Source organism: Nonomuraea thailandensis (assembly GCF_024172165.1).
GTDB lineage: Bacteria > Actinomycetota > Actinomycetes > Streptosporangiales > Streptosporangiaceae > Nonomuraea > Nonomuraea thailandensis.
Genome location: NZ_JAMZEB010000002.1, coordinates 1,267,914 through 1,291,158, shown reverse-complemented (window position 1 = coordinate 1,291,158; position 23,245 = coordinate 1,267,914). Strand labels below are relative to the sequence as shown.

The window sequence follows — 23,245 nt, the reverse complement described above, 5'->3', positions numbered from 1 at the left end:
GGTAGCCGGTGTTACCAAAGCGTTCCCTGACTTTCTTCGAGGCTTAGATTATGGTCTGGCCATCCCCCCGATGAGGAGATGGCAATGAGCCGAGGACTTGTGCGAGGCGCCGTCGTGGCGGCCCTCGTGAGCGGGCTGGCCGCGTGCGGCGGTAACGACGGCGGCCGGAGCGCGGGCAAGGAGCTGACGTTCTGGATGTACCAGGACCGGACGCCACAGGCGGGCCAGGTCATGGATCAGGTCCGCAAGGACTTCGAGAAGGCCAACCCCGGTGTCACGGTCAAGCTCGTCAAGATCCCCAAGGACGACTACAACACCAAGCTGGGCAGCGCCGTGGTCAGCAAGAGCGCCCCGGACGCGGGCATTCTCGACCAGCCGCTGGTCTCCAAGTACGCCCTCGACGGCACGATCAAGGAGGTGCCCGCCGGGCTCATCACCGAGGCCGACTACTACAAGGGCGCGCTCGACACCAATCGCGCCAACGGCAAGCTCTACGGCCTGCCCCAGGACCAGACCACGGTCGCTCTCTTCTACAACAGGAAGCTGGTGCCGGCCCCGCCGAAGACGTGGGACGAGCTGAAGCAGGTCGCCGCCCGGGTGCACGCCGCCGACGCCAACGTGGCCGGCATGAACGTGCCCAAGGGCGACGGCTACGGCGCCTGGATGTTCCCCGGCATCGTGCACGGCGCCGGCGGCGAGATGGTGGACGACGCCGGCAAGAAGGTGCTGTTCGACCAGCCGCCGGCCGTGGAGGCGCTGCAGCTCTGGGTGGACCTGCAGAAGTCGTCGCCGCGCAAGATCACCGACTCGGACAAGCCGTTCGAGAACGGCCTGGCGGCCATGACGATCTCCGGCCCGTGGGACGTGCCGACGATCAAGGAGCAGTTCCCGGACCTGGACTTCGGCGTGGCGCCGCTGCCGTACAAGAGCGAGCCGGCCGGCAACATCGGCGGCGAGGACTCCGTGGTCTTCTCCACCAGCAAGAACCCGGACCTGGCCTGGAAGTGGCTGGCGTTCCTGGCCGGCGCCGACAACAACGGCGCGGTCGCCGACGCCTTCGGCGGCTTCCCCGTGCACCTCAAGGCGCAGGTGCCCGCGGGCGGGCCCGAGCAGGCGGCCTTCCTGGAGCAGCTCAAGGTCGCGCACGCGCGCCCGGCCGTGCCGCAGTGGATCCAGGTCAACGACGAGATCATCGCCCCGGCCATCGAGTCGGCGCTGACCGGCAAGGCCACGGCGCAGCAGGCGCTGGCGGACGCCGCGGGCAAGACCCGCTCCCTGCTCGGGTGGAACGGCTGACGTGGCCGCTCCCGTACTCGAACGGGTGACGACGGGACCCGGGAGGCGCGCCAGACGCCGCCCGGGCGCCCGGCGCCGCGACCACCTGATCGGCTGGCTGCTGATCGCCCCCGCGCTCGCCTACTTCCTGGTCTTCCTGCTGTACCCGGCCCTGTCCGCGCTCTACTACAGCTTCACCGACTGGAACCTGCGCACCGAGGCGAGCTGGGTCGGCCTGGCCAACTACGCCGACCTGCTCTTCGACGACGTCAAGTACCCGCACTTCTGGAAGTCGGTGAGCGTCACCCTGCAGTACACGCTCATCGCCGTGCCGCTGACCCTGGTCTCCGCGCTGGCGCAGGCGCTGCTGCTGAACGCGATCAGGCGCGGCGCGAACCTGTTCAGGCTGCTGCTGTTCCTGCCGGTCGTCACGGCGGAGGCGGCGGTGGGCGCGATCTGGCGCTGGCTCTACGACCCGCAGTACGGCCTGATCAACACGCTGCTCGGCCTCGTCGGCGTCCCCGGGCAGAACTGGCTGAACACCCCCGAGCTGGTCATCCCGGCGCTGGCGTTCATCGCGGCCTGGCAGTGCGGCATCTCGATGATCATCTATCTGGCGGGGCTCAAGGGCATCCCGGGCTCGATCCAGGAGGCGGCGATCATCGACGGGGCCGGGCCGTGGCAGCGGTTCTGGCGGGTGACCTTCCCGATGCTCAGGCCGACCACGTTCTACCTGCTCGTGACGGGCGTCATCGCGGCGCTGCAGGTGTTCGGCCTGGTGTACGTGATCTTCTCGGGGAACGGGCGCAGCGTCACCGGCGGGCCTGAGCAGTCGGGGCTGACGTACGTGCTGCACCTGTACCTGTTCGCCTTCCGCTACGACGCGATGGGCGCGGCCTGCGCGATGTCGTTCGTCCTGCTGGTCTTCATCATGATCGTCACGGCGCTGCAGTTCCGCTTCGTCAAGCAGGAGGCGGCGTGAGGAAGCTGTCGATCTACGTCGCGCTGGTGCTGCTGGCCGCCGTTTCGGTGGTGCCGTTCCTGTGGATGGTGGCCACCTCGTTCAAGCACGGGCCCGACATCTACACCAAGACACCCCATCTGCTGCCGCTGGACAAGAAGACCGGCGAGTGGGCCGCCACGCTCGACAACTACTCCTACGTGCTCGACGTCGGCGGGCTCGGCAACGCCTTCGTCAACAGCGTGTGGGTGTGCGCGATCCTGGTGCCGGCCAAGCTGCTCATCGACGCGCTGGCCGCGTACGCGTTCGCGCGCATCCCGTTCCCCGGCCGCGACAAGCTGTTCGTGATCATGCTGGCCGGCATGATGGTGCCCGCGATCACGCTGCTCGTGCCGCGCATCCACGTCACCCAGTCGCTGGGCATGTTCGACTCCGGGTGGGGGCTGATCGTGCCGAACATCGCCTCGGTGCTCGACATCTTCCTGCTGCGGCAGTTCTTCCTGTCGCTGCCCGGCGAGCTGGAGGAGGCCGCGCTGATCGACGGCGCCGGCCGGATGCAGATCTTCTGGCGGATCGTGCTGCCGCTGTCGAAGCCCGTGCTGGCGGTCGTCACCATCACCAGCTTCCTGTTCCACTGGAACGACCTGGTGTGGCCGCTGCTGGTCACCAACGACCCCGAGCTCTACACGCTGCCGCTGGCGCTGCAGCAGCTCGTCGCCAGCCCGGACGGCGGGCGCGCGTACTACATCATGGCGGGCGCCACGCTCGCCGTCCTGCCCGTGATCGCGGTGCTGCTGGTCTTCCAGCGCCGCATCCTCCAGGGCATCGCCTTCACCGGTCTCAAGGGTTAGGAGAATCCACTGTGGCCATCGAGGTCCGCGACGGGGTCGCCGTCGTCGACGGCGTGCCGCGGGTGCTCGTCACCGCCGACTATCCGTACTACCGCGACGATCCGGCCGTGTGGGCCGACCGCCTGCGCGCCGTACGGGACGGGCTCGGGATCGAGGTGCTCACCTGCTACCTGCCCTGGCGGCACCACCAGCCCGAGGCGGGCACGGCGCCCGACTTCACCGGCCTGACCCATCCGGCCAGGGACGTCACCGGCTTCCTGGCGCTCTGCCACGAGCTGGGCCTGCGGGTGGTCGCCAAGCCCGGCCCGTTCATCCATGCCGAGGTCAACTACGGCGGGCTGCCCGACTGGGTGTGCCCCGACGCCGACCCCGCCTTCGAGGCGCTGCTCGACGCCTCGGGCGCGCCCTCGCGCTGGGCGGACGCCGCCGCGCCCGAGGGCCGGCCGCTGCCGGCCCCGCTGGCTCCGGCGTTCCTGGCCAGGGCCACCGAGTGGCTGTCGGCCGTGGGCAAGGAGGTGCTGGCCGGCGCCGAGGCGGTGATCGCGCTGCAGATCGCCAACGAGGGCGTCTACACCAGCGGCGCGCTGCCGCTGACGGCCTACGACTACAGCCCGTCGGGGGTGGCGTTCTACCGCGACCGGCTGCGGTCCTGGTACGGGACTCCGCAGGCGTACAACGCCGTGCACGGCACCTCCCACGGCGACTGGGCGGACCTCGAACCGCCGACGCCCGCCTCCGGCCCGCTCGCCAAGGCCGACTGGGGGCGTTGCCACGCCGAGTACCTGGCCGAGGTGTACCGCGTCTGGACGCAGGCCACCGGCTCCGGCCTGCCGGTCCTGGTCAACCTCAACCCGCCGACCGTGCCCGAGCTGGACGACTGGCTGGCCAGGGTCAGGCCGGAGCTGTGGGGCGAGATCTGCTACGGGTTCACCAACTGGATGGGCGTGGTGTCGGCCGACCGCGACGCGCACGCCCGCTACGTCATCGCCGCCAAGCGCGTGCCCGGGCCGAACCTGGAGGAGAACTGGGGCTTCTCCGAGCTCTACGACCCCGCCTACGTCGACGGGGCGACCAGCTTCCACCAGTCGCTGCTGGCGCTGGCGGCGGGGGCGACCGGGTTCAACGTCTACACCGGGGTGGCCACCTCCGGCTGGGCGCCCGAGCTGGACGCCGCCCACGCGGGGCCGTACCCGGACTGCCCGCCCATCGACGCCGAGGGCAGGGCGACGGGGAAGGCGCCGGTGGTGCGGGCGCTGGCGGACTTCTTCTCGGTGCACGGCGCCGAGTTCCTGGAGTGCGAGCCGGTGCGGCGCGACGCGTTCGGCCTGTACCTCCCGTACGCCGGGATCGCCGCCCTGTCCGAGGGGGCCGAGGGGCCCGGGTGCGGGAGGCCGCTGCGGGCCTTCCACGAGCGCATGCGGGCCAGGGGGCTGGACTACGGGCTGGTCGAGCTGGAGAGCGTGACGGCGCGGGAGCTGGCCGCCTACCGGTCGGTCACGGTGCCCGGCGGGCCGTTCATGCACCGGCGCGTACAGGAGCTGCTGGCCGCGTACGCGCGGGCGGGCGGGCTGGTGCTGGTGGACGGCCCCGTGCCGGCGCTGGACGAGCGGCTGGCGCCCTGCGGGCTGATCACGCCGGCCGCTCCCCCGCCGGACGCCGGCGAGAGCCTCGTCCTGTACGGCGACGCCGACGCGTTCCTGCGCAGCCATCCGGCCCGGGATGTGCACTATCTCGTCGTGCTCGTCCAGTCGGGCAACGAGGGGCCGATCGGGCTGCGGACCCCGTACGGGACCGTCGAGGTGGTCGCCGCGCAGGGCGGCGGCGCGGTGCTGCGCCTGGCCGGCGGCCAGGTGGACGACCTCGCGATCAGGGGGATCAACGCCTACCTCGACTGCGCGGTGGAGGCCGGCGTGCGCCTGAACGGCGCGCGCACCGGCGCCTCCGGGCCCGGCGATCTCACCCGCATCAACGGCCGACTTGTCTAGACGAAAGCAGTACATGCATCGATAAAGAGCACGGGTATTTCGCCGCCGGTGTCGTCGCTCTACTCCTTCGCACGGGACCCGCCCGCGGAGAGGAGATCGCCATGGCATCAGGGGAGTTCCAGGTGATGAAGGTGCCGGCCGAGCAGTTGGCCGGCCTCCTTCACGGCCAGGTTGTCGATCCCGGTGCCCAGCCCACGCACGTGGTCCATCGGGACGAAGGTTGGACAGTGGACGTGAGCTGGGAGGTCACCGGCGAGCTCGTCGACTGGCTGGCGGGACGCTGGCAGTTGGAGATCATCGCCGACCTGGCGGGCGGTGGCGAGACCAGGCATCCATCGCCGCCTGTGGAGCTGACCTTCACCCCTGGCTCGGGCCGCTACACCGCCTCGATCCCCATGCGCGGCCAGCTCTCCCCCGGCCTCTATGACCTGGTGGTCAACCTCACCACGACGACGGCCGCGGGCACCGCGGGGGCGCTCGGCGGATTCGTGGTGATCAGCAGATTGACGGTCAAGGAGTGAGCCCCCGCCCCCGGATCGCCGGGGGCGATGATCATCCTGCAAGCATGCCGCAAGCGACGCCTCCTAGGCTCCTGGCCGCGGCCCTGGGGAGAGAGACACGGGCCGCCGGACTGTATCTGACGCCGACGGAGGCGCTCTTATCTCCGTGAGCCCTCCGCCAGGCGACGGGACCAGCAAACGGGAGACTCCATGTCCGACACTCCGATGACCGCGGATGACGTGCTGCGCATCGCGGCCTACAAGGACCGGAGCGCGGCACTCGAAGCCATGGTCATCGCCTACAGCTACCACCGCGTGGCAGGGGACCTCGCGGTGCGCCTGGGCCGGCAGGCCAACAACTGGTACTGCTACGCCACCTGGACCTCCAAGGCGGTCGGCGAGAGCCTCGACCTCGGCCCGAAGTCGCCGTTCATCGAGGACTTCGGCCGCCGCCTGCGCGTGCCGCAACGCTTCAAACGGCTGTTCAGGGCCGCGCTGCTCACCCTGCTCGGGCCCAGCTACCAGCTCGGCCTCGCGCTGGCCAACCGCGCCATCTTCCTGGAGACGGCCAGCCTCGCGGTCAACCTGTGGAACGACGAGCCCGACCGCTTCCTGAAGGTCAGCCCCGAGTCGGACCTGACGCCGACGCCGCCGGAGTTCCTGACGGACCTGCTGTCGCCGGCCGACCCGCGCTACCTCAAGGACGCCGCGCAGCTCATGGTGGAGGCGGCCGGGACCGAGGACCAGGCGGAGCGGGCGGACCTGATGCTGGGCGCCAACATCGCGCTGTCGGCCTACGAGCAGGCACGCGCGCAGGCGGCGCTGGAGCTGGTGCTCTACCGGCCGGTCCGCTGGCTGACCCGGGTGTCGTGGCGATCGCTGCGCTCCCTGGTCACGCGCAGGCCCTTCGCCAGGTTCAAGCTGTACGCGGCCGGCCACGCCGACCAGCCCTGGCTGACCCGCAAGCTGGAGGACCTGTGGTCCTCGCTCTACACCCGCCACCTGTTCGCCGTCGCCACGCCGCTCAGCGACGTCAAGGTCGGCAGGCCGCTGACGGCGCCGGCGGGCGTGGACCTGGCCAAGGTGTGGGTGCCGATCCAGAACGAGAAGGTGCGCAAGCTCGCCGAGGAGTTCATCACCGAGGACCAGGAGGCGTCCACGGCCGGGGTGACCGACTGGGTGTCCTACCCCGACCGCATGCGCTTCATCGTCAGCTACTTCCGCGTCTACCAGAGCGTGGACGCGCTCTACCGGGTGCCGTTCGACCAGAAGATCGCCGACGGGCTGGCCGAGGAGATGGCGCGGGGGCTCGTCCCCGAGGCCGTCGGCGGCATGCCCGCGCTACGCGGCAGGAAGTTCTACGCCTTCCCCACGGAGACGGATCCGGACGCGTACGAGATGGCGCACTTCGACTTCGAGCCGTTCCTGGAGGCGATCCCCCTTGACCGGTGAGTAGCCCTCAGTCCAGGAAGTCGCGAGTGATCTCGCGGGCCTGAAGGAGCCCGCGCAGCCTCGCGAAGGTGCGGGCTCGGGTGGGCCCGATGCTCCCGACCGGCCTGCCCAGCCTGCGCGCCACGTCCACGTAGTGCGGCTCGGAGGTTTCCGTGAGCGCCCTGAACAGGACCCGCTGCGCTGCCGGCAGCTCCTCGACCAGCTCTTCGAGCGTGCCGGCCAGCCAGATCCTGGCCAGTTCCCTGTCCACGTCGTCCGTGCTGCCCAGCGAGTCGAGGTCAGGAGTGCAGATCTCCTTCGTGCGCTTGGTGAGCTTGAGGCATTCGCGGAAGGCGATCGTGGCCAGCCAGCCCGGCATGCGGTGGCCGTCCTCGACGCTGCCCAGGTTCTGCCAGGCGAGCATCCAGGTCGTCTGGAGCACGTCCTGGGCGTCCTCGTGGCTGAGCCTGAAGCGGCGGATGCGGGCCTTCAGCATCGGGCTGAACTCCTCGACGAGCTGCTCCCACGCCCAGGAGTCGCCCTCCCGGGCGGCGCTCACCAGCGCCGCGGTGTCGGGGCGTGAGTCGAGCCGTTCCATGGTCTGCGCTTGCATGTCGTTCTCCCCGCCGGTCCGGTTTCTCGGGGGGCCAATTCCGGCCGGCTACCTCACGGTGCGACGGGTGATCCGAAAAGACTGTTCCGAAGGGAACAGTCCGGGTGTGGTCCTCGTCACATTCGGGAGATCGCCTGCCGCCTGCTGTCCGCTCGCGGAAGTCGGCCTAGAGTTCTTGCATGAACGCGCGCAGCGGGCTTCCGTACGAGGTCGAGCCGGTCGCAGCGGTGCTGGCGGAGATCCCGTTGTTCCAGGTGCTCGGGGAGAGCGGCATCCGGAGCACGGCGCGCGCGGGGATGGCGCGCCGCTACCGGTCGGGGCAGATCATCTTCCACCAGGGGGATCCGGGAGAGTCGCTGTACGTGCTGCTCGACGGGCTGGTGAAGGTGGTCTTCACCACCGAGCACGGCGACGAGATCGTGCTGAACATGCTCAGGCGGGGCGACACGTTCGGCGAGATGGCGCTGCTGGACGGCTCGCCGCGCTCGGCCTCCATCGTGACGGCGCGGCCGTCATGGGTGTTCGCGCTGCCCAGGGCGCGGCTGCTGGAGCTGATGCGGGAGCATCCGGGGCTGGCCGACGAGTTCCTGCGCCTGCTCGGCCGCATGGTGCGCCGGCTCACCGGTCAGGCCGCCGACCTGGCCTTCCTCGATCTCGGGGGTCGCCTGGCCAAGCTGCTGCTGCAACTGGCCGACAAGCACGGCCGGGCCGACGGCGTGGTGGACCTGCCCGGGCTGACCCAGTCCGACCTGGCCTCGCTGATCGGCGCGTCGCGGCCCGCGGTCAACCGGGCGCTGCAGTCGCTGGTGTCGAGGAACCTCATCTCCGTCCAAGGGCGGACGATCACGCTGCTGGATGTCGCCGCCCTGCGGAAACGGGGCGGCCTCTGAACGAACTGGAGAGTACGGGGTAGATGAACGTCCATGACGAGCGCTGGCCGGAGGAGAGGTTCCGGCAGCTCAGGCAGCAGGCAGATCCTGACATCGACAAGGTGGTGGCCGAGTACCTCCAGGCGCAGCCCGCGGGGACGGGCGCGCTGGAGCTGGTCAAGGCCGTGGTCGCGGAGCTGGGGGCGGCCAAGAGGGAGGCCAGGGAGCCCTCGGGCGAGCCACCGGCCTCGGAGATCTTCGAGGCGCTCCAGTTCGCCGGGGAGCTGCCCGAGTGGGGGGACGACCGGGAGCTGCTGGCCCGGGGACAGGCCGTGTTCGCCGACTACGGGCTGTACCAGTCGGCCGCGCTGTTCTTCGCGTGCCTGCCGATGGCGTACGTGGAGGTGTCCAGCGCCAAGGTGCTGGCCGGCGTCTCCAACCTGGCCACGCACAGCCTCACCCGCCGGGTGGCGGAGACCGGGCAGATGCTGGTGGACGTGATGGGCCTGAAGGCCACCGACAGCCTGCAGCCGGGCCGGCCCGGGCACACGACGGCGATCGGCCTGCGGATCCTGCACTCGTTCGTGCGCGCCCTGGTCGAGGAGAAGTACGCCGACCACTGGGACACCGAGCGGTACGGCCCGCCGGTCAACCAGGAGCTGCTGCTGGCCACGCTCTTCGACTTCTCCGTGGTCACGTGGGAGGCGATGGAGACCATGGGCGTGGCGCTGAGCGAGGAGGAGCGCACCGCCAACCTCTACACCTGGAGCGTCTTCGGCCACCTCATGGGCGTCGAGGTCTGCCGCGACGGCCCCCTCACGCTCGACGACGTCCAGCCGGTCAGCGCGCGCCTGGGCCGCCTGCTGGAGCCCAGCGACGAGGGCCGGCGCCTGATGGCCATGCTGCTGAAGGAGATGGAGGCCTTCATGCCGCTGGGCTGGCGCAAGATGCCGCGCAGCCTGGTCCACTGGATCTTCCAGGGCGCCGAGCACGGCGTGCACCGGGTGCCCGAGCTGCTCGGCGTGCCCGCCGCGGCCTGGTGGTGCACCGCGCTGTTCGCGGCGGCGCGTTCCGCCCACCGGCAAAAGTGGCTGGCAGGGCCGGCGGGCGGTGTGGTTCGCTGGCTGGTACGGAAGGCCGGGCGGCACATCGTGATCGCTCTGATCGACCGCCACTCCGACGGGCAGGCGGCGTTCAGGATCCCCGACGAGCTGGCCCGCGCCTGGCGGATCAAGCAGTCGGCCCCCGCGGTCACGACCCGCGCGCTCCGCCGCACCGTCCGCAAGACGCTACGAGCGCCCGCGCAGGGGCGGAAAGGCCCGCGCTAGTGACTGCTCCGTATGAGCCCAGACGTGAGCCGGGCACGCTCACCACGGCGACCATCCTGTTCACCGACGTGGTCAGCTCCACCGCGCTGCGGATCAGGCTCGGCGAGGAGCGGGCCAACGTGGTCTTCCGCCGCCTCTACGAGCTCCTGCGCTCGGTGGTGACGGCCAGCGGATCCTCCTTCACCAAGAGCCTGGGCGACGGGCTGATGGCCGTGTTCGACTCGGCGACGGCCGGGCTCGACGCGATCATCGCGGTGCAGCAGGCGGTGGCCGACGAGAACGAGCGCGCCCTGGAGAAGATCTCCATCAGGGCCGCGCTGGCCGCCGGCGACGTGTGCTGGGGGCACGACGACGTGAGCGGGCTGCCCACGGTGGAGGCGGCGCGCCTGGTCGCGGTGGCCGAGGGCGGGCAGGTGCTCTGCACCGACCTGGTCAGGCGGCTGGCACAGGGGCGCAGCCGGCACGAGTTCAAGGATCTCGGACGGCTGCCGGGCAAGGGGCTGCGCGAGCCGCTGCACACCTACGAGCTGCACTGGCAGAGCGCCGACCACCACCTCGGCGGCGGGCTGGCTCCGTGGCTGGACGACGCGGGGGTGCTGCCCTTCGTCGGCCGCGAGGAGGAGCTGCGGGTGCTCGACGGGGAGCTGGCGGCGGCCGAGTTCGGCAGCGGGCTGGTCGTCCTGGAGGGCGACCCCGGGGTGGGCAAGACCCGGCTGGCCTCCGAGGTGGCCAGGCGGGCGCTGAAGCGGCAGTTCACGGTGCTGGCGGGGCGGTGCACGGATCCGGCGCGCAAGGCGTACGAGCCGATCGCCGGAGCCGTGGAGCGGCTGGCCCGCACCTCGCCCGCGCTGCTGCTGCGGGCCGGGGTGGACCAGCAGTGCGGCCAGCTCGTCAGGCTGGCGCCGTCGCTGGCCGCGCCTCCGCTGTCGCTGGAGGTGCCGCCCGCCACCGAGCCCGTGTCCGAGCGCTACCACCTGATGGCCGCGGCCCGCACGCTGATCGAGCGGCTGGCCACCGTGCGGCCGGTGCTACTGATCATCGACGACCTGCAGTGGGCCACGCTCGAGTCGCTGCAGATGCTCAGCGCCCTCATGTGGGACGCCGACGCGCTGCCGCTGCTCGTGCTGGCCACCTCGCGGCCCGTCCCGGTCGAGACGGCCCCGCCGCAGACGCTGCCGGAGCTGCACAAGCTCACCGCGGGCGCGCGGGTCGTCCAGGTGCCGTCGTTCGGGCTCGACGAGGTCTCCTCGGCACTGGTGCAGGCGCGCGCGAGCAGCGACCCCGAGCGGCTGCACCGGATCACGGGCGGCAACGCGTTCCTGGTCAGCGAGGTGATCAGGGAGCTGGGGGCGGGCAAGGAGCTCGACGCGCTGGCCGTGCCCGACTCGGTCACCCGCATGGTGACGGCCCGCCTGTCGCAGCTCCACCCGGACGCCAGGGACCTGGTCACCCTGCTGGCCGTCGGCGAGCGCATGACCTCGGCGGAGCTGCGCCGCGGGCTCGGCCTCGACGAGGCCAGGTTCGTGGCCGCGGTGGAGGAGGCCATGGGCACCGGCCTGGTGACCATGCTGGACAACGGGTCCTGCCAGTTCTCCCACGAGCTCACGAGGGACGCGCTCTACGCCACCCTCTCGCCGCCGCGCGCCGCGCTGCTGCACGGGCGGGTGGCCGACGCGTTGTGCGAGACGGACCCGGCGGCGATGCGGATGCGCCCGTACGTGGTGGCCGCCCATCTGGTGGCCGCCGCCGAGCAGGGCCGCGACCCGGCCAGGGTGAGCGCGGCGGCCGACGCGGCCGTGCAGGCCGCCCAGCACGCGCTGGCCGGGCTGGCGCACCGCGAGGCCGTCACCTGGTACCAGCGGGTGCTGGGTCTGCTGCACGACTTCCCCGGCACCACGCTGGAGCGGCGCGCCGAGCTGCTGGTCGAGTGCGGCAGGGCGATGTGGCTGGCCGGGCATCCCGAGGCCAGGCGCACCCTGCTGGACGCCGCCGACCTGGCCAGGGAGTGCGAGCGGCACGACCTGCTCGTCACCGCGGCGCTCGGCGGCGACCGGGGCTCGGCCATCTCGGCCGCGCCCGACCGGGAGCGCATCGCGCTGCTGACCGAGGCCCGCAAGGTGGTCGACTCCACCGACGTCAGCACCAGGGCGCTGCTGGCCGCCCAGCTCGCCTCGGAGCTCATCTGGGCGCCCGACGGCGAGCGCCGCTTCGCGCTGAGCGACGAGGCGGTGGCGCTGGCCCGCAAGTCCGGCGACCCGCGCACGCTGGTGAGCGTGCTCGGCATGCGCAGCCTGACCATCATCCCCGCCGACCCGCTGCACCAGCGGCACCGCGACGGCGACGAGATGCTCGAGGCCGCCCGCCGGACGGGGGACGACCTGGCGCTGTTCCACGCGTACATGCAGCGCACTCCCCCGGTGCTCGACGGCGGCGACACCACCCGGGTGGCCATGCTGCTCGGCCAGGCCGACGAGCTGGCGCACCGGCTCGGGCAGCCGCACCTCACCTGGCTGATCGGCTACTCCAAGGCCGGCCTGACGCTCATGCAGGGCGACCTGGTGCAGGCCGAGGCGGAGGCTGAAGCCGCGCTGCGGCTGGGCTCGGAGATCGGCCGCCGGCTGGAGGCCATGGCCATCTACTCCGAGCAGATCCGCGAGATCAGGCGGTTGCAGGGCCGGCTGTGGGAGCTGCGCGAGCGGCTGCGTCGCGCCGCCCGGCGCCCGCGCGTGGACCCGGTGCACGCGGTGCTGCGCTACCTGTGCGAGCTCGGCGACGAGGAGGCCGAGCCGCTGCTGGACCGCATCCTGGACTACGGCGGCGCCGCCCCGCCGCGCAACATGGCGCACCGCTCCGCGCTCGACAACCTGGCCGTGGCCGCCGCCCGGCTGGGGCGGGCCGAGCTGGCCGGGCGGCTGTACGACTCGCTGGCCTCCGGCGGGGAGACGTTCGGGCACGGCGCGGTGGCCCACCACTGCGGGCACCACTACCTGGCCCACCTGTGCGTGGCGAGAGGGGATCCGGGGCGGGCCGCCGAGCACTTCGAGGCCGCGGCCGAGGTGCACGAGCGGCGCGGGGTGCCGCTCATGCTCGCCGAGTCGCTGCTCGACTGGGCGGGCCTGCTGGACGAGGGCGAGCTGGGCGGGCCCAAGCCGGCGGACCTGCGCGAGTGGTGCCGCTCGCTGCTCGCCGGGCGGGGGGCGCTGCTGCTGGACAGGCGCGCCGCCGTCTAGGGAAGGCCGTTTAAGCAGGTCAGAGGCGGGGCAGCCCGTTCGAGTGATAGTGAGCGGCTACCCGCCGATCGGTTCGTACGCGTTCCTGTCCGACTGCCACACGGCGGCGCTGGTCGCTCCCGACGGCGCGGTGGAGTGGATGTGCGCGCCCCGCTTCGACGGCCCCAGCGTGTTCGCCAGGATCCTCGACCGGCGGCGCGGCGGGGCGTGGGAGCTGCACGTCGAGGAGTCGTTTGTCGCCGAGCGGGGCTACCTCGACGAGACGCTCGTGCTGCGCACGCGCTGGGAGGGCGCGCAGGGCTCGGTGGTCGTGCACGACTTCCTGGCCATGTCGCCGGCCGGCGAGGCCGGCGGCATGCGCCCCGTGCGCCTGCTGGTGCGGTGGGCCAGGTGCGAGCGCGGGCGCGCGGTCGTCAGGTCGCGGGTGCTGGCCAGGCCCGACTACGGGGCGCGGGAGGCCCGCTGGACCGGCCGCGGCGAGGTGCTGGAGGAGGACTCCGGCCTGATCCTCGCGGGGGCGCCGGAGCCCGAGTCCCGCACCGTCCTGCGGGAGGGCGAGTCGCTGGCGCTCACGCTCGACTACACCGGAGCGGCCCCCACCGGCCACCCCGGGCGGCTGCTGGAGGACACAGTGCGGTCCTGGCGGGCCTGGTCGGCCCGCTCCGGATACGCCGGGATCGGGGCCAGGGAGGTGCGGCACAGCGCGATCGTGCTGCGCGGGCTGCTGTACGACGAGGGCGGCGGCCTGCTCGCGGCGCCCACGACGTCCCTGCCCGAGTGGCCGGGCGGCCCGCGCAACTGGGACTACCGCTACGTGTGGCACCGCGACGCCGCCCTGACCGTGCTGGCACTGCTGCGGCTGGGTCACCAGGAGGAGGCGGGCGGCTACCTGGAATGCCTGTTGCGGCAGTGCGGGGGCGACGGGGAGCGGGTGCCGCCGATGGCCGGCATCGACGGCCGCCCGGTCACCGAGGAGAGCGTGCTCGACCACCTGGAGGGGTACGCGGGCTCCCGGCCCGTGCGGATCGGCAACAACGCCTCCGCCCAGCACCAGCTCGACACCTACGGCCACATCCTGGACGCGGCGCTGGCCTACCACGAGGTCACCGGCGAGCTGACCGGGCGCCAGACGGCCACGCTCTGGCGGGTCGTCCGGCTGGCGCGCAAGCAGTGGCGCGAGCCCGACGCCGGGATCTGGGAGGTGCGCGGGGCGCCGCGCGCCTGGACGTACTCCAAGCTGTACGCCTGGGTGTGCTTCGACCGGGCGGTGCGGCTGGCGGAGCTGCTCGGCGAGGACGGGCTGCCGCTCGACGAGTGGCGGGCCGAGCGCGACTCGGTGCGCGAGGACCTCCTGGCGCACGGCTACTCGCAGGAGGCCGACAGCTTCGTGCAGTCGTACGGCTCGACGGGCGCGGACGCGTCGCTGCTGCGGGTGCCGCTGGTCGGGTTCCTCGACGGGCGGGACCCGCGGGTGCTGGGCACGCTCGACCACGTGCAGTCGCGGCTGGGCGAGGGCGGCGCGCTGCTGCACCGCTACGACCCCGAGAGCACGGTCGACGGGGTGGACGGGCCGGAGGGGGCGTTCCTGCTGTGCTCGTTCGAGATGGTGTCGGCGCTGGTGCTGGCCGGGCGGACGGCGGAGGCCCGCGACCGGTTCGAGACGCTGTGCGCGCGGGCCGAGCCCCTCGGCCTGTTCGCCGAGGAGATGGCTCCCGACGACGGGAGCATGCTGGGGAACTATCCGCAGGCGTTCACGCACCTGGCGCTGATCGAGGCGGCGCTCAACCTCGACGCGTCCGGCACCACGGACGAGCTGCACGACTGGGCGGCGCGGGGCGGCTGACGGGTTCAAAACGAGACCCAACAGGCATTCCGCCCATCCGGGGCACGCGGCCGGGAGCATCCTTGGACGGTCCTTCTCCCTCCAGTGGAGCCGCGCCATGGGATACCCATCGGAACCGCACCGACAGCAGCAGGAAGCCGCCGCGTTCGCGCCGCACGACCCGTACGGGCCGGGCCCCCAGTACACGGCCGGCCCCGACCACCTCGGCGGCCCGCCGTACGGGTACGGGCCGCCGACCCCGCCCACCCCGCCGCGCCGCCGCCTGGCCCTCGTGCTGGCCCTGGCCATCGGCGTGCCGGTGCTGCTGATCGGGGGCGCCGCGACGGCCTGGTTCGTACTGATCCAGCCGGTCCGCGACTCGATCACCTCGGCTCCCGCCTCGCCCGCGGACCCGCGCCCCTCCGCGGAGGGCCCCGCCGAGCCGGCCACGCGGCCGTCGGAGGAGCCCGCCCAGGAGACGGCGGCGCCCAGGGCCGACGACGACGACCCGCTCACGAGCAGGCCCGGCGGGACGGTCACCCTCACGGGCCTGGAGTCCGGCTCGAAGATGGCCGTGACGCTCAACCAGATCTACCACGACGCCGCGCCGACGGCCGACGGCGCGCAGCCGAGGCCGGGCAACCGGCTGGCGGCGGTCCAGCTCACGCTGACCAACAAGGGCCGGGTCGTCTACAACGACGCCCCCATGAACGGGGCGGTGCTGATCGACTCGGGCTCGCAGCAGTACCCGTTCTCCATCAGCAGGGTGGAACAGGGCCTGCCGTTCCACTGGATGACCTCGATCAAGCCGGGCGACAGCCTCAAGGGGACGGTCGTCTTCGAGGTGCCGGAGGACGCCGAGCTCGTACGATTCCAGTTCGCGCTGAACAGCGGGTACGCCCAGCAGCGCGGCGAGTGGTCGCTGCGCTGAGCGCCGTTCAGGCCTGGCGGTCCAGGCTCAGGGTCTGGCCCGCCTCGATGGCCACGCTCACGCTCCTGGCCAGCGTCTCCTCCAGGGCCGCGCCGTGCGTCTCCAGGTCGCGCATCCCCTCGTCGTCGTCGGTGTGCGCCAGCAGGGCCCGGTACTTGTCGTTGTTGTCCAGCGCCTCGCGGGCCCGCAGGGCGGCGTCGGCCTCCTGGACGCGGCGCGCGTACCGCTCCAGCCGCTCCACCCTGGCCGTCACGGACGCCACGGAGCGGCGCAGCGCCTCCTGCTGCGGCTCCAGCACCGCCCGCAGCTCGGGGGTGACGAGACCGCGCATGGCGCGCTCCTGCTCCTGGTGCAGGTGCGTCTGGACCCGCAGCAGCATCGCGATCTCCCAGATCTGCCGGGGCAGGAGCACCTCGTTGGCCAGCCCGTCCAGCAGGCGGCGGCGCATGACCTGAGAGGTGTAGACGGACATCACGGCCCGCCTGGCGCGTTCCAGCAGGGCGCGGGCGGACGGTGACAGCTCGGGGACGAGCACCAGCCGGTCGCGGAACGGCGCCCGCGAGACGCGCAGCCTCGGGACGAACGAGTCGATGATCGTCAGGCGCTGTTCCTCGGTCAGGGCGGGGTCGGCGACGAAGTCGACCGTGCGCCTGACGTGGTCGCGCTCCTGGGCCAGCCGCCGGGCCTCCTCGGCGGTCAGCGACCGGCGGCGCATCGTGTCGTGGGCGACGATGAACGCGCACAGGCCGACCAGGCCGACCAGCACGGTGAACACCGCGCCGACGGGCCCCGCGATCACGTACATGGCGAGGCAGCCCACCAGGACGGCCGCGGCGGACGCGACCGATAACAGCGCGTACAGGCAGCCCTTGGCCACGACGTCCCCCTCTGAACGAGTCCCGAAGTGTCCTGAGAGTTCACCATAGCCCGCGAAGCCGGGAAGATCACGGCCTTGGCGGCCGGCGTCAGGTCAGCGCAGGTACGAGGCGCCGTTGAGGTCGAGCACGGCGCCGCTGGCCCATTCGGCGGCCGGTGAGGCCAGGTAGAGCACGGCCGCGGCGATCTCCTCCGGGCGCGCCACCCTGCCGAACGGGCTCTGTGCCCTGATGGCGTCGCCGCGCGGGGCCTTGAGGTGCTCGTTGGTCATGTCGGTCTCGACGAAGCCGGGGGCCACGGCGGCCACCGCGATGCCCCGCGGCGCGAGGGCGATGGCCAGCGACTGGCTCAGCGCGTTCATGCCCGCCTTGCTGGCGCCGTAGGCCGGGCTGTCGGGCTCGCCGCGGAACGCGCCGCGCGAGGAGACGTTGATGATCCGGGCGCCGGAGGACATGTGCCGCAGCGCGCACCAGGCGGCGTTGGCGGCGCCCAGCAGGTTCACGTCGAGGGTGCGGCGCCAGGCGTCCTGCCACTCCTCGTACGACGTCCCGATGACGGGGTGGTGGAGGAAGACGCCCGCGTTGTTCACGAGCACGTCGATCGCCCCGCCCAGCTCCCGCGCCGCCGCGTCCACCATGGCCCTGACGGCCTCGGGGTCGGCCAGGTCGGCCCGCACCACGGCGTGCCCCTCACCGGGCAGCACGCCGAGCAGGCTCTCGGCCTCCTTCGCGGAGTCGCGGTGATGGATCGCGACCCGGTCCCCCTGCGCGGCGAAGGCCGCCGCGACCGCCCGCCCGATCCCTCTCGACGCCCCGGTGATCAGCACTCCACGTCCGCTCATTCACCGCACATTAGGGCATCTCGCCACGCGGGGTTTCCTCGGGTCACCATCCCCGATCCGTCTTGCGGTAGGTGACGGTCCTGTCGCTCTTCCCGGGGAAGGCCATGATCAGGAGCCGCTGGCCGCGCTCCCGCTCGCCCTTCCACGGGAACCACGCGTGGTGCACGCGGATGCGGTAGGGACCCCGGTAGCCGTCGAGCGCGAGGTCGGGCAGCTCCTGGCCGCCCGCCTGGTCCTGGATCACGATGGAGTCGCCGGCGTCGCGGTAGCCGACCTCGACGACGTGGTCCCAGCCCCTGGTCTCGACCGGCGGGCGGCGGGTGTAGGTCTCCATGGTGACGCACACGTCGAAGTCGGAGTGCGTCAGCACCAGCAGGTGGCCGGGACGGGCCGCGACCAGGCCGTTCCTCTGGGCCTCGTCCAGGAGCTCCATGCCGCCTGGGTCGTAGTCGTCCTCCGGCGTCCCGTACGCCTCCATGACCCCGTAGTCGGTCCACTGGGGCTCCTCGACCCGGGTCGCCCTGGCCGGCTCGATGAGGGGGCGGTGGCGCGGGGTCGCGGCGCACATGCGCCTGGCGTCCGCGTCCCACTCCTCGAACTCCCGGTTCTGGGCGTCGGTCTCCGCCTGGACGACCGCGGCGGCGCCGGGGCAGATCGCGGCCAGCGGGTGGGCCAGGTCGTCGCGCCGCAGGCCCTGCGCGGCGTGCAGGCGGGCCACCTCCTGGGCGTCGTTGCGGGTGTAGACGCCGCACAACCGCCGGCCGTGGGCGAGGATGACCTGGTCGGGAGTGGTGGCGGCGTACCGGAACACGGTGTTCTTGCGGACGCCGCAGACGAACCGCTGCTCGGAGGTCAGGTCCGGCTCCTCGTAGGCGTAGGTGTCCGGGTTGGTGCGGGGCTCGCAGTCCGCGGCGGCGGTGACCGGGCCGCGGGCGTGATCGGCGGCGGGCAGGAGGGCGAGCAGGACGGCCGAGGCCGTCGCGGTCACGAGCACGTGGTGGCGCAGGCGTTGGGCCGGGGGCGCGGCGTAGCCCATCAGGAGGACCAGCGCGCAGGCCAGGAAGGCGCCCGAGAACCACAGCGGCGAGATGCCACCGGTCAGGACGATCTCGCCGTTGTCGGCGAACAGGCCGTCCGGGTACGACGTCAGGTCGTCGCCGGGGAAACCCCAGTCGCCCGGCGTGGTGGTGAGCACGCCGGCGGCGCCCACGGCGGCGGCCAGGACCAGGGACAGCGCCGTCCCCCGGATCAGGCGCCGCGTCCGGCGCAGGACCGCGGCCAGCACCAGGAGCGCGGGAGCGCCGATCCCGACGAGCAGGTCGAGGGCGAGCCACGCCATGGCCAGGTAGCCGCCGACGTCGTCACGCAGGAAACGCTCGATCACGCCTCTGGGGCCGTGCCAGAACGGCATGCCGCGGGCGAGGTTGGCGACCACCGGGAGCAGCGGCAGCACGACGGCCAGCGCGGGCAGCGGCCAGCGCCGGGCCGGCGCCCGGGCGGGACGCGGCGCGGGGGCCGGCGGCGGGCTCGCGAGGTCGTGGGCCGAGCGGGCCTGCCACACCGGCCCGAAGACGCTGACGCCCCTGAACAGCGTCCAGATCAGCTCCTCGACGGGCAGTTCGTCGTCCGACGTCCAGGACGTCATGATGACCGAGGGATGGACGAGCGACGTCGTGACGCTGAGCACGCCCAGCCACACCGTGGCCCTGCTGAAGCGCGGGTCCCTGGCCTGGGCGAGCAGGACCGGGAGCATCCACGCCGGCCAGGAGAGCTGGGTCCATCTCATGACGGGGAGGGACCACGCCGGGTGGCCGAGGCCGTCCGCCACGGATTCGGCGAGCCCGGCCAGGGCGCACAACGACCCTCCGGCGAGCACGGCCGGCCGCAGCCACCGGGAGCAGCGCAGCACCGTGAAGTACAGCACCACGGTGGCGAGCTGCAGCAGGGAGCCGAGCACGCCCTGCCACCACGTCCACGGGATCACGGAGTACGGCAGCATCGACCAGGCGGCGTTGAGGTAGAGCGTCCAGCGCAGCAGCGTGACGCGCCGCTCGCGAGGCTGCGGGCCGCCGCGCGCCGGGCCGCGCAGGATCTGCCGGTACGCCCACCCCTGCACCGCCACGACCGGGAGCAGGAGCAGCAGGACCCACCAGGTGGCGGGGAGCCTGTCGAGCGGTGGTTCGCGCAGGACCGCCCACCAGACGGCATCCAGCTTGCCGGTGACGAGCGTGACGACGCCCGCGGCGATCGCGGCGATCACGTAGAGGGCCACGACGAACGTGGCGATGGTGCCGAGCCGATGGCGACGCACGAGGCACTCCTGGGGGATTTGGAGCGCCAACTCTAGCGAGGCGGCGAAAAGTGGATCAAGCTGTTACGGGGCGCAGGACAACCGCCCACCGTCATGGAACGTCCCATCAGTCCCGTCCCCTATCAGGAGTCGCGCCATGGGATACCCGCCCCTGCCGTCCGGCCCGTACGGACCGCAGCCTGCGTACCAGCAGCCGCCGTACGGCCCGAGGCCCTTCCAGGGTGGGCACGCGCACGGCCCCGCGCACCAGGAGCCCGTGGCGGCGCCGCCGTCGCCGCGCGACAACCTGCCGCTGATCGTCCTGCTCGCGGTCGGCGTCCCGCTGCTGCTCCTGGGCGCCTGCGCCGCCGTGGTGATGGTGCTCACGGACGACGGCCGGCCGGCGGTGCTCGCCGACGCCGACGGGCCGAACATGGTCATCACGACGGAGCCGCTGCCGAGCGAGCCTCCGGCCACGGGGGACGCCCTGGGTGACGCCGCGGGCCTGCCGACGGCGGACACGGCCGGTCAGCTCCCACCGGCCGGCACGACGGACCTGCCCGGCATCGGCCGGCCCGCCGCGAGCCAGCCGCCCCCGGGCCAGACGGGGCAGACGGGGCAGACCGGGCAAACGGGGCAGACGGGGCAGCAGCAGGCCGCGGTGGGCGGCACGCTCACCGTGCAGGGCCTGGACCCCGCTCTCAAGGTGAGCGTGACCCTGAGCCGGGTCGTGAACCCGGCCACCCCGGCCTCCGACCTCCTGAAGCCGAAGGCGGGCAACAAGCTCGTCGCCGTCGAGGTGACGCTCGCCAACGCCGGTCAGGGCGTCTACAGCGACGCCCCGGCGAACGGCGCCCGGCTCATCGACGGCCAGGGGCAGCAGTACCGCTCCTCCTCCTCCAACGTCACCGAGGGGCCGGGCTTCGGTGGCACCGTGACGGTCGACGCGGGCGAATCACGCACGGGCGTGATCGTGTTCGAGGTGCCGGAGACGGCCACCCTCGCCAGGTTCCAGTTCGGGCCGGACAGCGGGACGGCCGGCCAGAAGGGCGAGTGGAGGCTGTCCTGACGCTCACCGCCCGCGCAGGATGAGCCGCGCCAGCCGCCGCGGCCGCTTGCGCCGGAACGCCGCCCGCTCGTTCACCCGCGGGTACGGCACGTCGGGCACGGCCACGCCGAGGAACGCGCACAGCGGCTCCCACCCGTCCCCCGGCTCCAGGACCAGCAGCCGCTCCGCCGGGATCACCGCCCTGACCTCGGCGACGTGCCGCTCGAAGACCTCGATGACGTGGTCGCGCTCGTCGATGCGCCCGCCGAAGACGGGGTCGATGAAGGTCGCCCTGGCCATCCGCGGGTACAGCGCGAAGTCCGGCGCCCGCCGCGCCACCAGCCACCGGATCATCCGCCGCCGCAGCGGCGGCCGCGCCCGCTGCTCCAGCGCGCTGCGGAAGATGGTCGCGCTGACGCTGTCGTACCAGCGCCCGGGTTCGCGGACGGTGAGGACGACCCTGGCCTCGGGGTAGTGCGCGGCCAGCTCCCGCCAGTACGCGGAGGCGGGCCAGTCGAGCGCCGACCGGAACCCGTCGAACAGCGTGTCCCAGTCGCGCGAGCGCCCCTCGCCGACGTCGAGCCACTGCCGCACCCGGTACGGCTCGGCGATGACGGTGGACATGTGGTAGCAGGGCCCGAGGCCGAGCAGTTCGAGAGCCGCCTTCAAGGACCTCGTCCCGGTCCGGCCGAAGCCCGCGCCGATCACCTTCACTCGCACACCTCTGATCTCTCTCTGATGTGCGCCGCCTAACGTCGCGACAAATCCCGTTATATGACGGCATCAGGCACTCCGGGAACGCCCACCGACGCACAGAGGAGCTCCGCCATGCTCTTCCCGCACCCCCTGATCGAGGCGCTGCGCCAGGCCCCCGACACCCCGGCCTTCGAGCACGCCGGCAGGACCGTCACCCGCGCCGAGCTGCTGGAGCTCATCCGGCGGCTGGCCGGCGCGCTGCGCGAGGCGGGCCTGGGCCCCGGCCGGGCGATCGCCGTCCGCACGGAGGTGACACCGGAGGCGTTCGCCGCGCACATGGCCGCGCACGCGCTGGGCTGCCGCGTCGTCGGCATCCGCCCCGGCTACCCGCCCGGCCAGCTCGCCCACGTGCTCGCCATGGACGTCGACGCCGTCCTGGTGGACCCGGCCACGGCCACGCCGCGGCTCATGACCGGGCGGGCGCTCTCGCTGGGCCCCGTGCCCGGCGCGGCCGACCTGCTGGCCCGCCCGGACGACGGCGGGCCGCTGGAGCCGACCGCCAGGCCGGACGACGTGGCGGCCCTGACCTTCACCAGCGGCAGCACCGGCCGCCCCAAGGGCTGCGCGATCACGTACCGGGCGCTCAGCGAGCACTGGGCCTGGCAGCCGCGCGTGTGGTCGCCCGTGGCGGCGGCCTTCGCGCGCGGGTTCGAGCGGTACCTGCTGTTCGGGACGCTGGCGAGCATGGTGGTCATGGAGTTCCTGGCGCCGTGCCTGCTCGGCGGGGGCACGGCGGTGATCCCGGAGGACGACGGGCGGCCGATGTTCCCGTACACGATCGAGCGGTACCGCATCACCGGCTCGATCATCACCGTGCCGAGGCTGTTCCGGATGCTGGAGCTGGTGGACACGGCGGACGTGTCGAGCCTGCGGGCGCTGATGGTGTCGGGCTCGCCGATCGGCCCGCGCCGGCTGAGGGCCGCCGCCGCGCGGCTCGGCCCGGTCGTCTACCAGGGGTACGGGCAGACGGAGGCGGGCAACGTGGCCATGCTCACCCCCGAGCACATCGCCGCCGGCATCGTGGCCCCGGTGGGCCTGCCGCATCCGGGGGTCGAGCTGAGCGTGCGCGACGAGGCCGGCGCCGAGGTGCCGCCCGGCCGGACGGGCGAGATCCACGTCCGCAGCCCGTACGTCATGGCCGGTTACTGGGGCGACGAGGCGGAGACCCGCGACACGCTCAGGGACGGCTGGCTGCGCACCCGCGACCTCGGCCACGTTGACGCCGGCGGCTTCCTGCACCTGGAGGGCCGCTCCCGCGACGTGGTGATGGTCAACGCGATGGTGGTGTACGCGGGCCCGATCGAGCGGGTGCTGACCGGCCATCCGGACGTGGACGAGGCGTACGTGGTGGGCGCGCCGGACGAGGGCACCGGCGAGGCGGTGCACGCGTTCGTCGTGCCCGCGCCCGGCCGGGTGCCCGACCAGGGCGCGCTGGCCGCGCGCGTACGGGCGGAGCTGGGCGAGGACAGCGTGCCCAAGACGATCACGGTGGTGCCCGGTGTCCCGGTCGCCACCAGCGGCAAGCCGGACAAGCGTGCCCTCCTGGCCGAGCACGGATCGGGCCTGTTCTAAGCAGACTCTGAGAATCACCCGCCAACACTGATATTTGCCCCTTCAACCACTTTGCAGTGACGGAGG

18 protein-coding genes are annotated in these 23,245 nt (G+C 72.7%); 13 read left to right on the top strand and 5 right to left on the bottom strand.

Annotated features, from left to right (window positions below; genetic code table 11):
- The first annotated feature begins 84 nt into the window (after positions 1-84).
- The 6 genes from HD597_RS10060 to HD597_RS10035 all read left to right on the top strand — a co-directional run bounded on the left by HD597_RS10060 (position 85) and on the right by HD597_RS10035 (position 7,024).
- On the top strand, positions 85-1,296 hold the full coding sequence (locus HD597_RS10060; protein WP_253741717.1) for a sugar ABC transporter substrate-binding protein: 1,212 nt from the start codon (positions 85-87) through the stop codon (positions 1,294-1,296).
- Positions 1,297-1,321: 25 nt separating this feature from the next.
- Complete coding sequence (locus HD597_RS10055) at positions 1,322-2,257, top strand: carbohydrate ABC transporter permease (RefSeq protein WP_253741715.1); 936 nt, start codon at positions 1,322-1,324, stop codon at positions 2,255-2,257.
- Positions 2,254-3,087 carry a carbohydrate ABC transporter permease gene (locus HD597_RS10050; protein WP_253741713.1) on the top strand — a complete coding sequence of 278 codons (834 nt, stop codon included), beginning with the start codon at positions 2,254-2,256 and terminating at the stop codon, positions 3,085-3,087. The genes HD597_RS10055 and HD597_RS10050 overlap by 4 nt, the downstream gene beginning before the upstream one ends.
- Positions 3,088-3,098: 11 nt before the next feature.
- Positions 3,099-5,072 carry a beta-galactosidase gene (locus HD597_RS10045; RefSeq protein ID WP_253741711.1) on the top strand — a complete coding sequence of 658 codons (1,974 nt, stop codon included), beginning with the start codon at positions 3,099-3,101 and terminating at the stop codon, positions 5,070-5,072.
- 227 nt (positions 5,073-5,299) lie between these two features.
- Positions 5,300-5,593 carry a hypothetical protein gene (locus HD597_RS10040; protein ID WP_253741708.1) on the top strand — a complete coding sequence of 98 codons (294 nt, stop codon included), beginning with the start codon at positions 5,300-5,302 and terminating at the stop codon, positions 5,591-5,593.
- Positions 5,594-5,782: 189 nt separating this feature from the next.
- A complete protein-coding gene (locus HD597_RS10035) occupies positions 5,783-7,024 on the top strand; it encodes a hypothetical protein (protein ID WP_253741706.1) in 1,242 nt (413 codons plus the stop codon).
- A gap of 7 nt (positions 7,025-7,031) precedes the next feature.
- Here the strand turns inward: HD597_RS10035 and HD597_RS10030 are convergent, their stop codons facing one another.
- Positions 7,032-7,616, bottom strand: coding sequence for an RNA polymerase sigma factor (locus tag HD597_RS10030; RefSeq protein ID WP_253741704.1), 585 nt, complete (start codon positions 7,614-7,616; stop codon positions 7,032-7,034).
- A 179-nt stretch (positions 7,617-7,795) separates the two neighbouring features.
- Here HD597_RS10030 and HD597_RS10025 point away from each other — a divergent pair, with 179 nt between their 5' ends.
- The 5 genes from HD597_RS10025 to HD597_RS10005 all read left to right on the top strand — a co-directional run bounded on the left by HD597_RS10025 (position 7,796) and on the right by HD597_RS10005 (position 15,796).
- Complete coding sequence (locus HD597_RS10025; RefSeq protein ID WP_253741703.1) at positions 7,796-8,506, top strand: Crp/Fnr family transcriptional regulator; 711 nt, start codon at positions 7,796-7,798, stop codon at positions 8,504-8,506.
- 23 nt (positions 8,507-8,529) lie between these two features.
- A complete protein-coding gene (locus HD597_RS10020) occupies positions 8,530-9,813 on the top strand; it encodes an oxygenase MpaB family protein (protein WP_253741702.1) in 1,284 nt (427 codons plus the stop codon).
- Positions 9,813-13,043 carry an ATP-binding protein gene (locus tag HD597_RS10015; RefSeq protein ID WP_253741701.1) on the top strand — a complete coding sequence of 1,077 codons (3,231 nt, stop codon included), beginning with the start codon at positions 9,813-9,815 and terminating at the stop codon, positions 13,041-13,043. Before HD597_RS10020 ends, HD597_RS10015 begins: the two co-directional genes overlap by 1 nt.
- Positions 13,044-13,086: 43 nt before the next feature.
- The gene (locus HD597_RS10010; protein ID WP_443689985.1) at positions 13,087-14,886 is read left to right on the top strand and encodes a glycoside hydrolase family 15 protein; all 1,800 of its coding nucleotides are present in this window, start codon (positions 13,087-13,089) and stop codon (positions 14,884-14,886) included.
- Positions 14,887-14,983: 97 nt separating this feature from the next.
- Positions 14,984-15,796, top strand: a complete 813-nt coding sequence (locus HD597_RS10005; RefSeq protein ID WP_253741699.1) for a DUF4352 domain-containing protein — start codon at positions 14,984-14,986, stop codon at positions 15,794-15,796.
- Between the two features lie 7 nt (positions 15,797-15,803).
- Here HD597_RS10005 and HD597_RS10000 read toward each other — a convergent pair whose 3' ends face one another.
- From HD597_RS10000 to HD597_RS09990, 3 genes are all read right to left on the bottom strand, one after another.
- Entirely contained in the window at positions 15,804-16,673 is an 870-nt protein-coding gene (locus tag HD597_RS10000) for a hypothetical protein (protein ID WP_253741698.1), read from the bottom strand.
- Positions 16,674-16,766: 93 nt separating this feature from the next.
- Positions 16,767-17,513 carry an SDR family NAD(P)-dependent oxidoreductase gene (locus HD597_RS09995; RefSeq protein ID WP_253741697.1) on the bottom strand — a complete coding sequence of 249 codons (747 nt, stop codon included), beginning with the start codon at positions 17,511-17,513 and terminating at the stop codon, positions 16,767-16,769.
- 43 nt (positions 17,514-17,556) lie between these two features.
- Positions 17,557-19,824 carry a hypothetical protein gene (locus HD597_RS09990; protein ID WP_253741696.1) on the bottom strand — a complete coding sequence of 756 codons (2,268 nt, stop codon included), beginning with the start codon at positions 19,822-19,824 and terminating at the stop codon, positions 17,557-17,559.
- A 136-nt stretch (positions 19,825-19,960) separates the two neighbouring features.
- Here HD597_RS09990 and HD597_RS09985 point away from each other — a divergent pair, with 136 nt between their 5' ends.
- Positions 19,961-20,872 carry a DUF4352 domain-containing protein gene (locus HD597_RS09985; RefSeq protein ID WP_253741695.1) on the top strand — a complete coding sequence of 304 codons (912 nt, stop codon included), beginning with the start codon at positions 19,961-19,963 and terminating at the stop codon, positions 20,870-20,872.
- Positions 20,873-20,875: 3 nt separating this feature from the next.
- On the opposite strand, the gene HD597_RS09980 is transcribed toward HD597_RS09985, so the two are convergent.
- Positions 20,876-21,565 (bottom strand): sulfotransferase family protein, encoded by a 690-nt coding sequence (locus HD597_RS09980; protein WP_253741694.1) that lies wholly within the window; start codon positions 21,563-21,565, stop codon positions 20,876-20,878.
- Positions 21,566-21,679: 114 nt separating this feature from the next.
- Between HD597_RS09980 and HD597_RS09975 the strand changes: the two genes are divergently transcribed.
- Entirely contained in the window at positions 21,680-23,179 is a 1,500-nt protein-coding gene (locus HD597_RS09975) for a class I adenylate-forming enzyme family protein (protein WP_253741693.1), read from the top strand.
- Positions 23,180-23,245 lie beyond the last annotated feature (66 nt).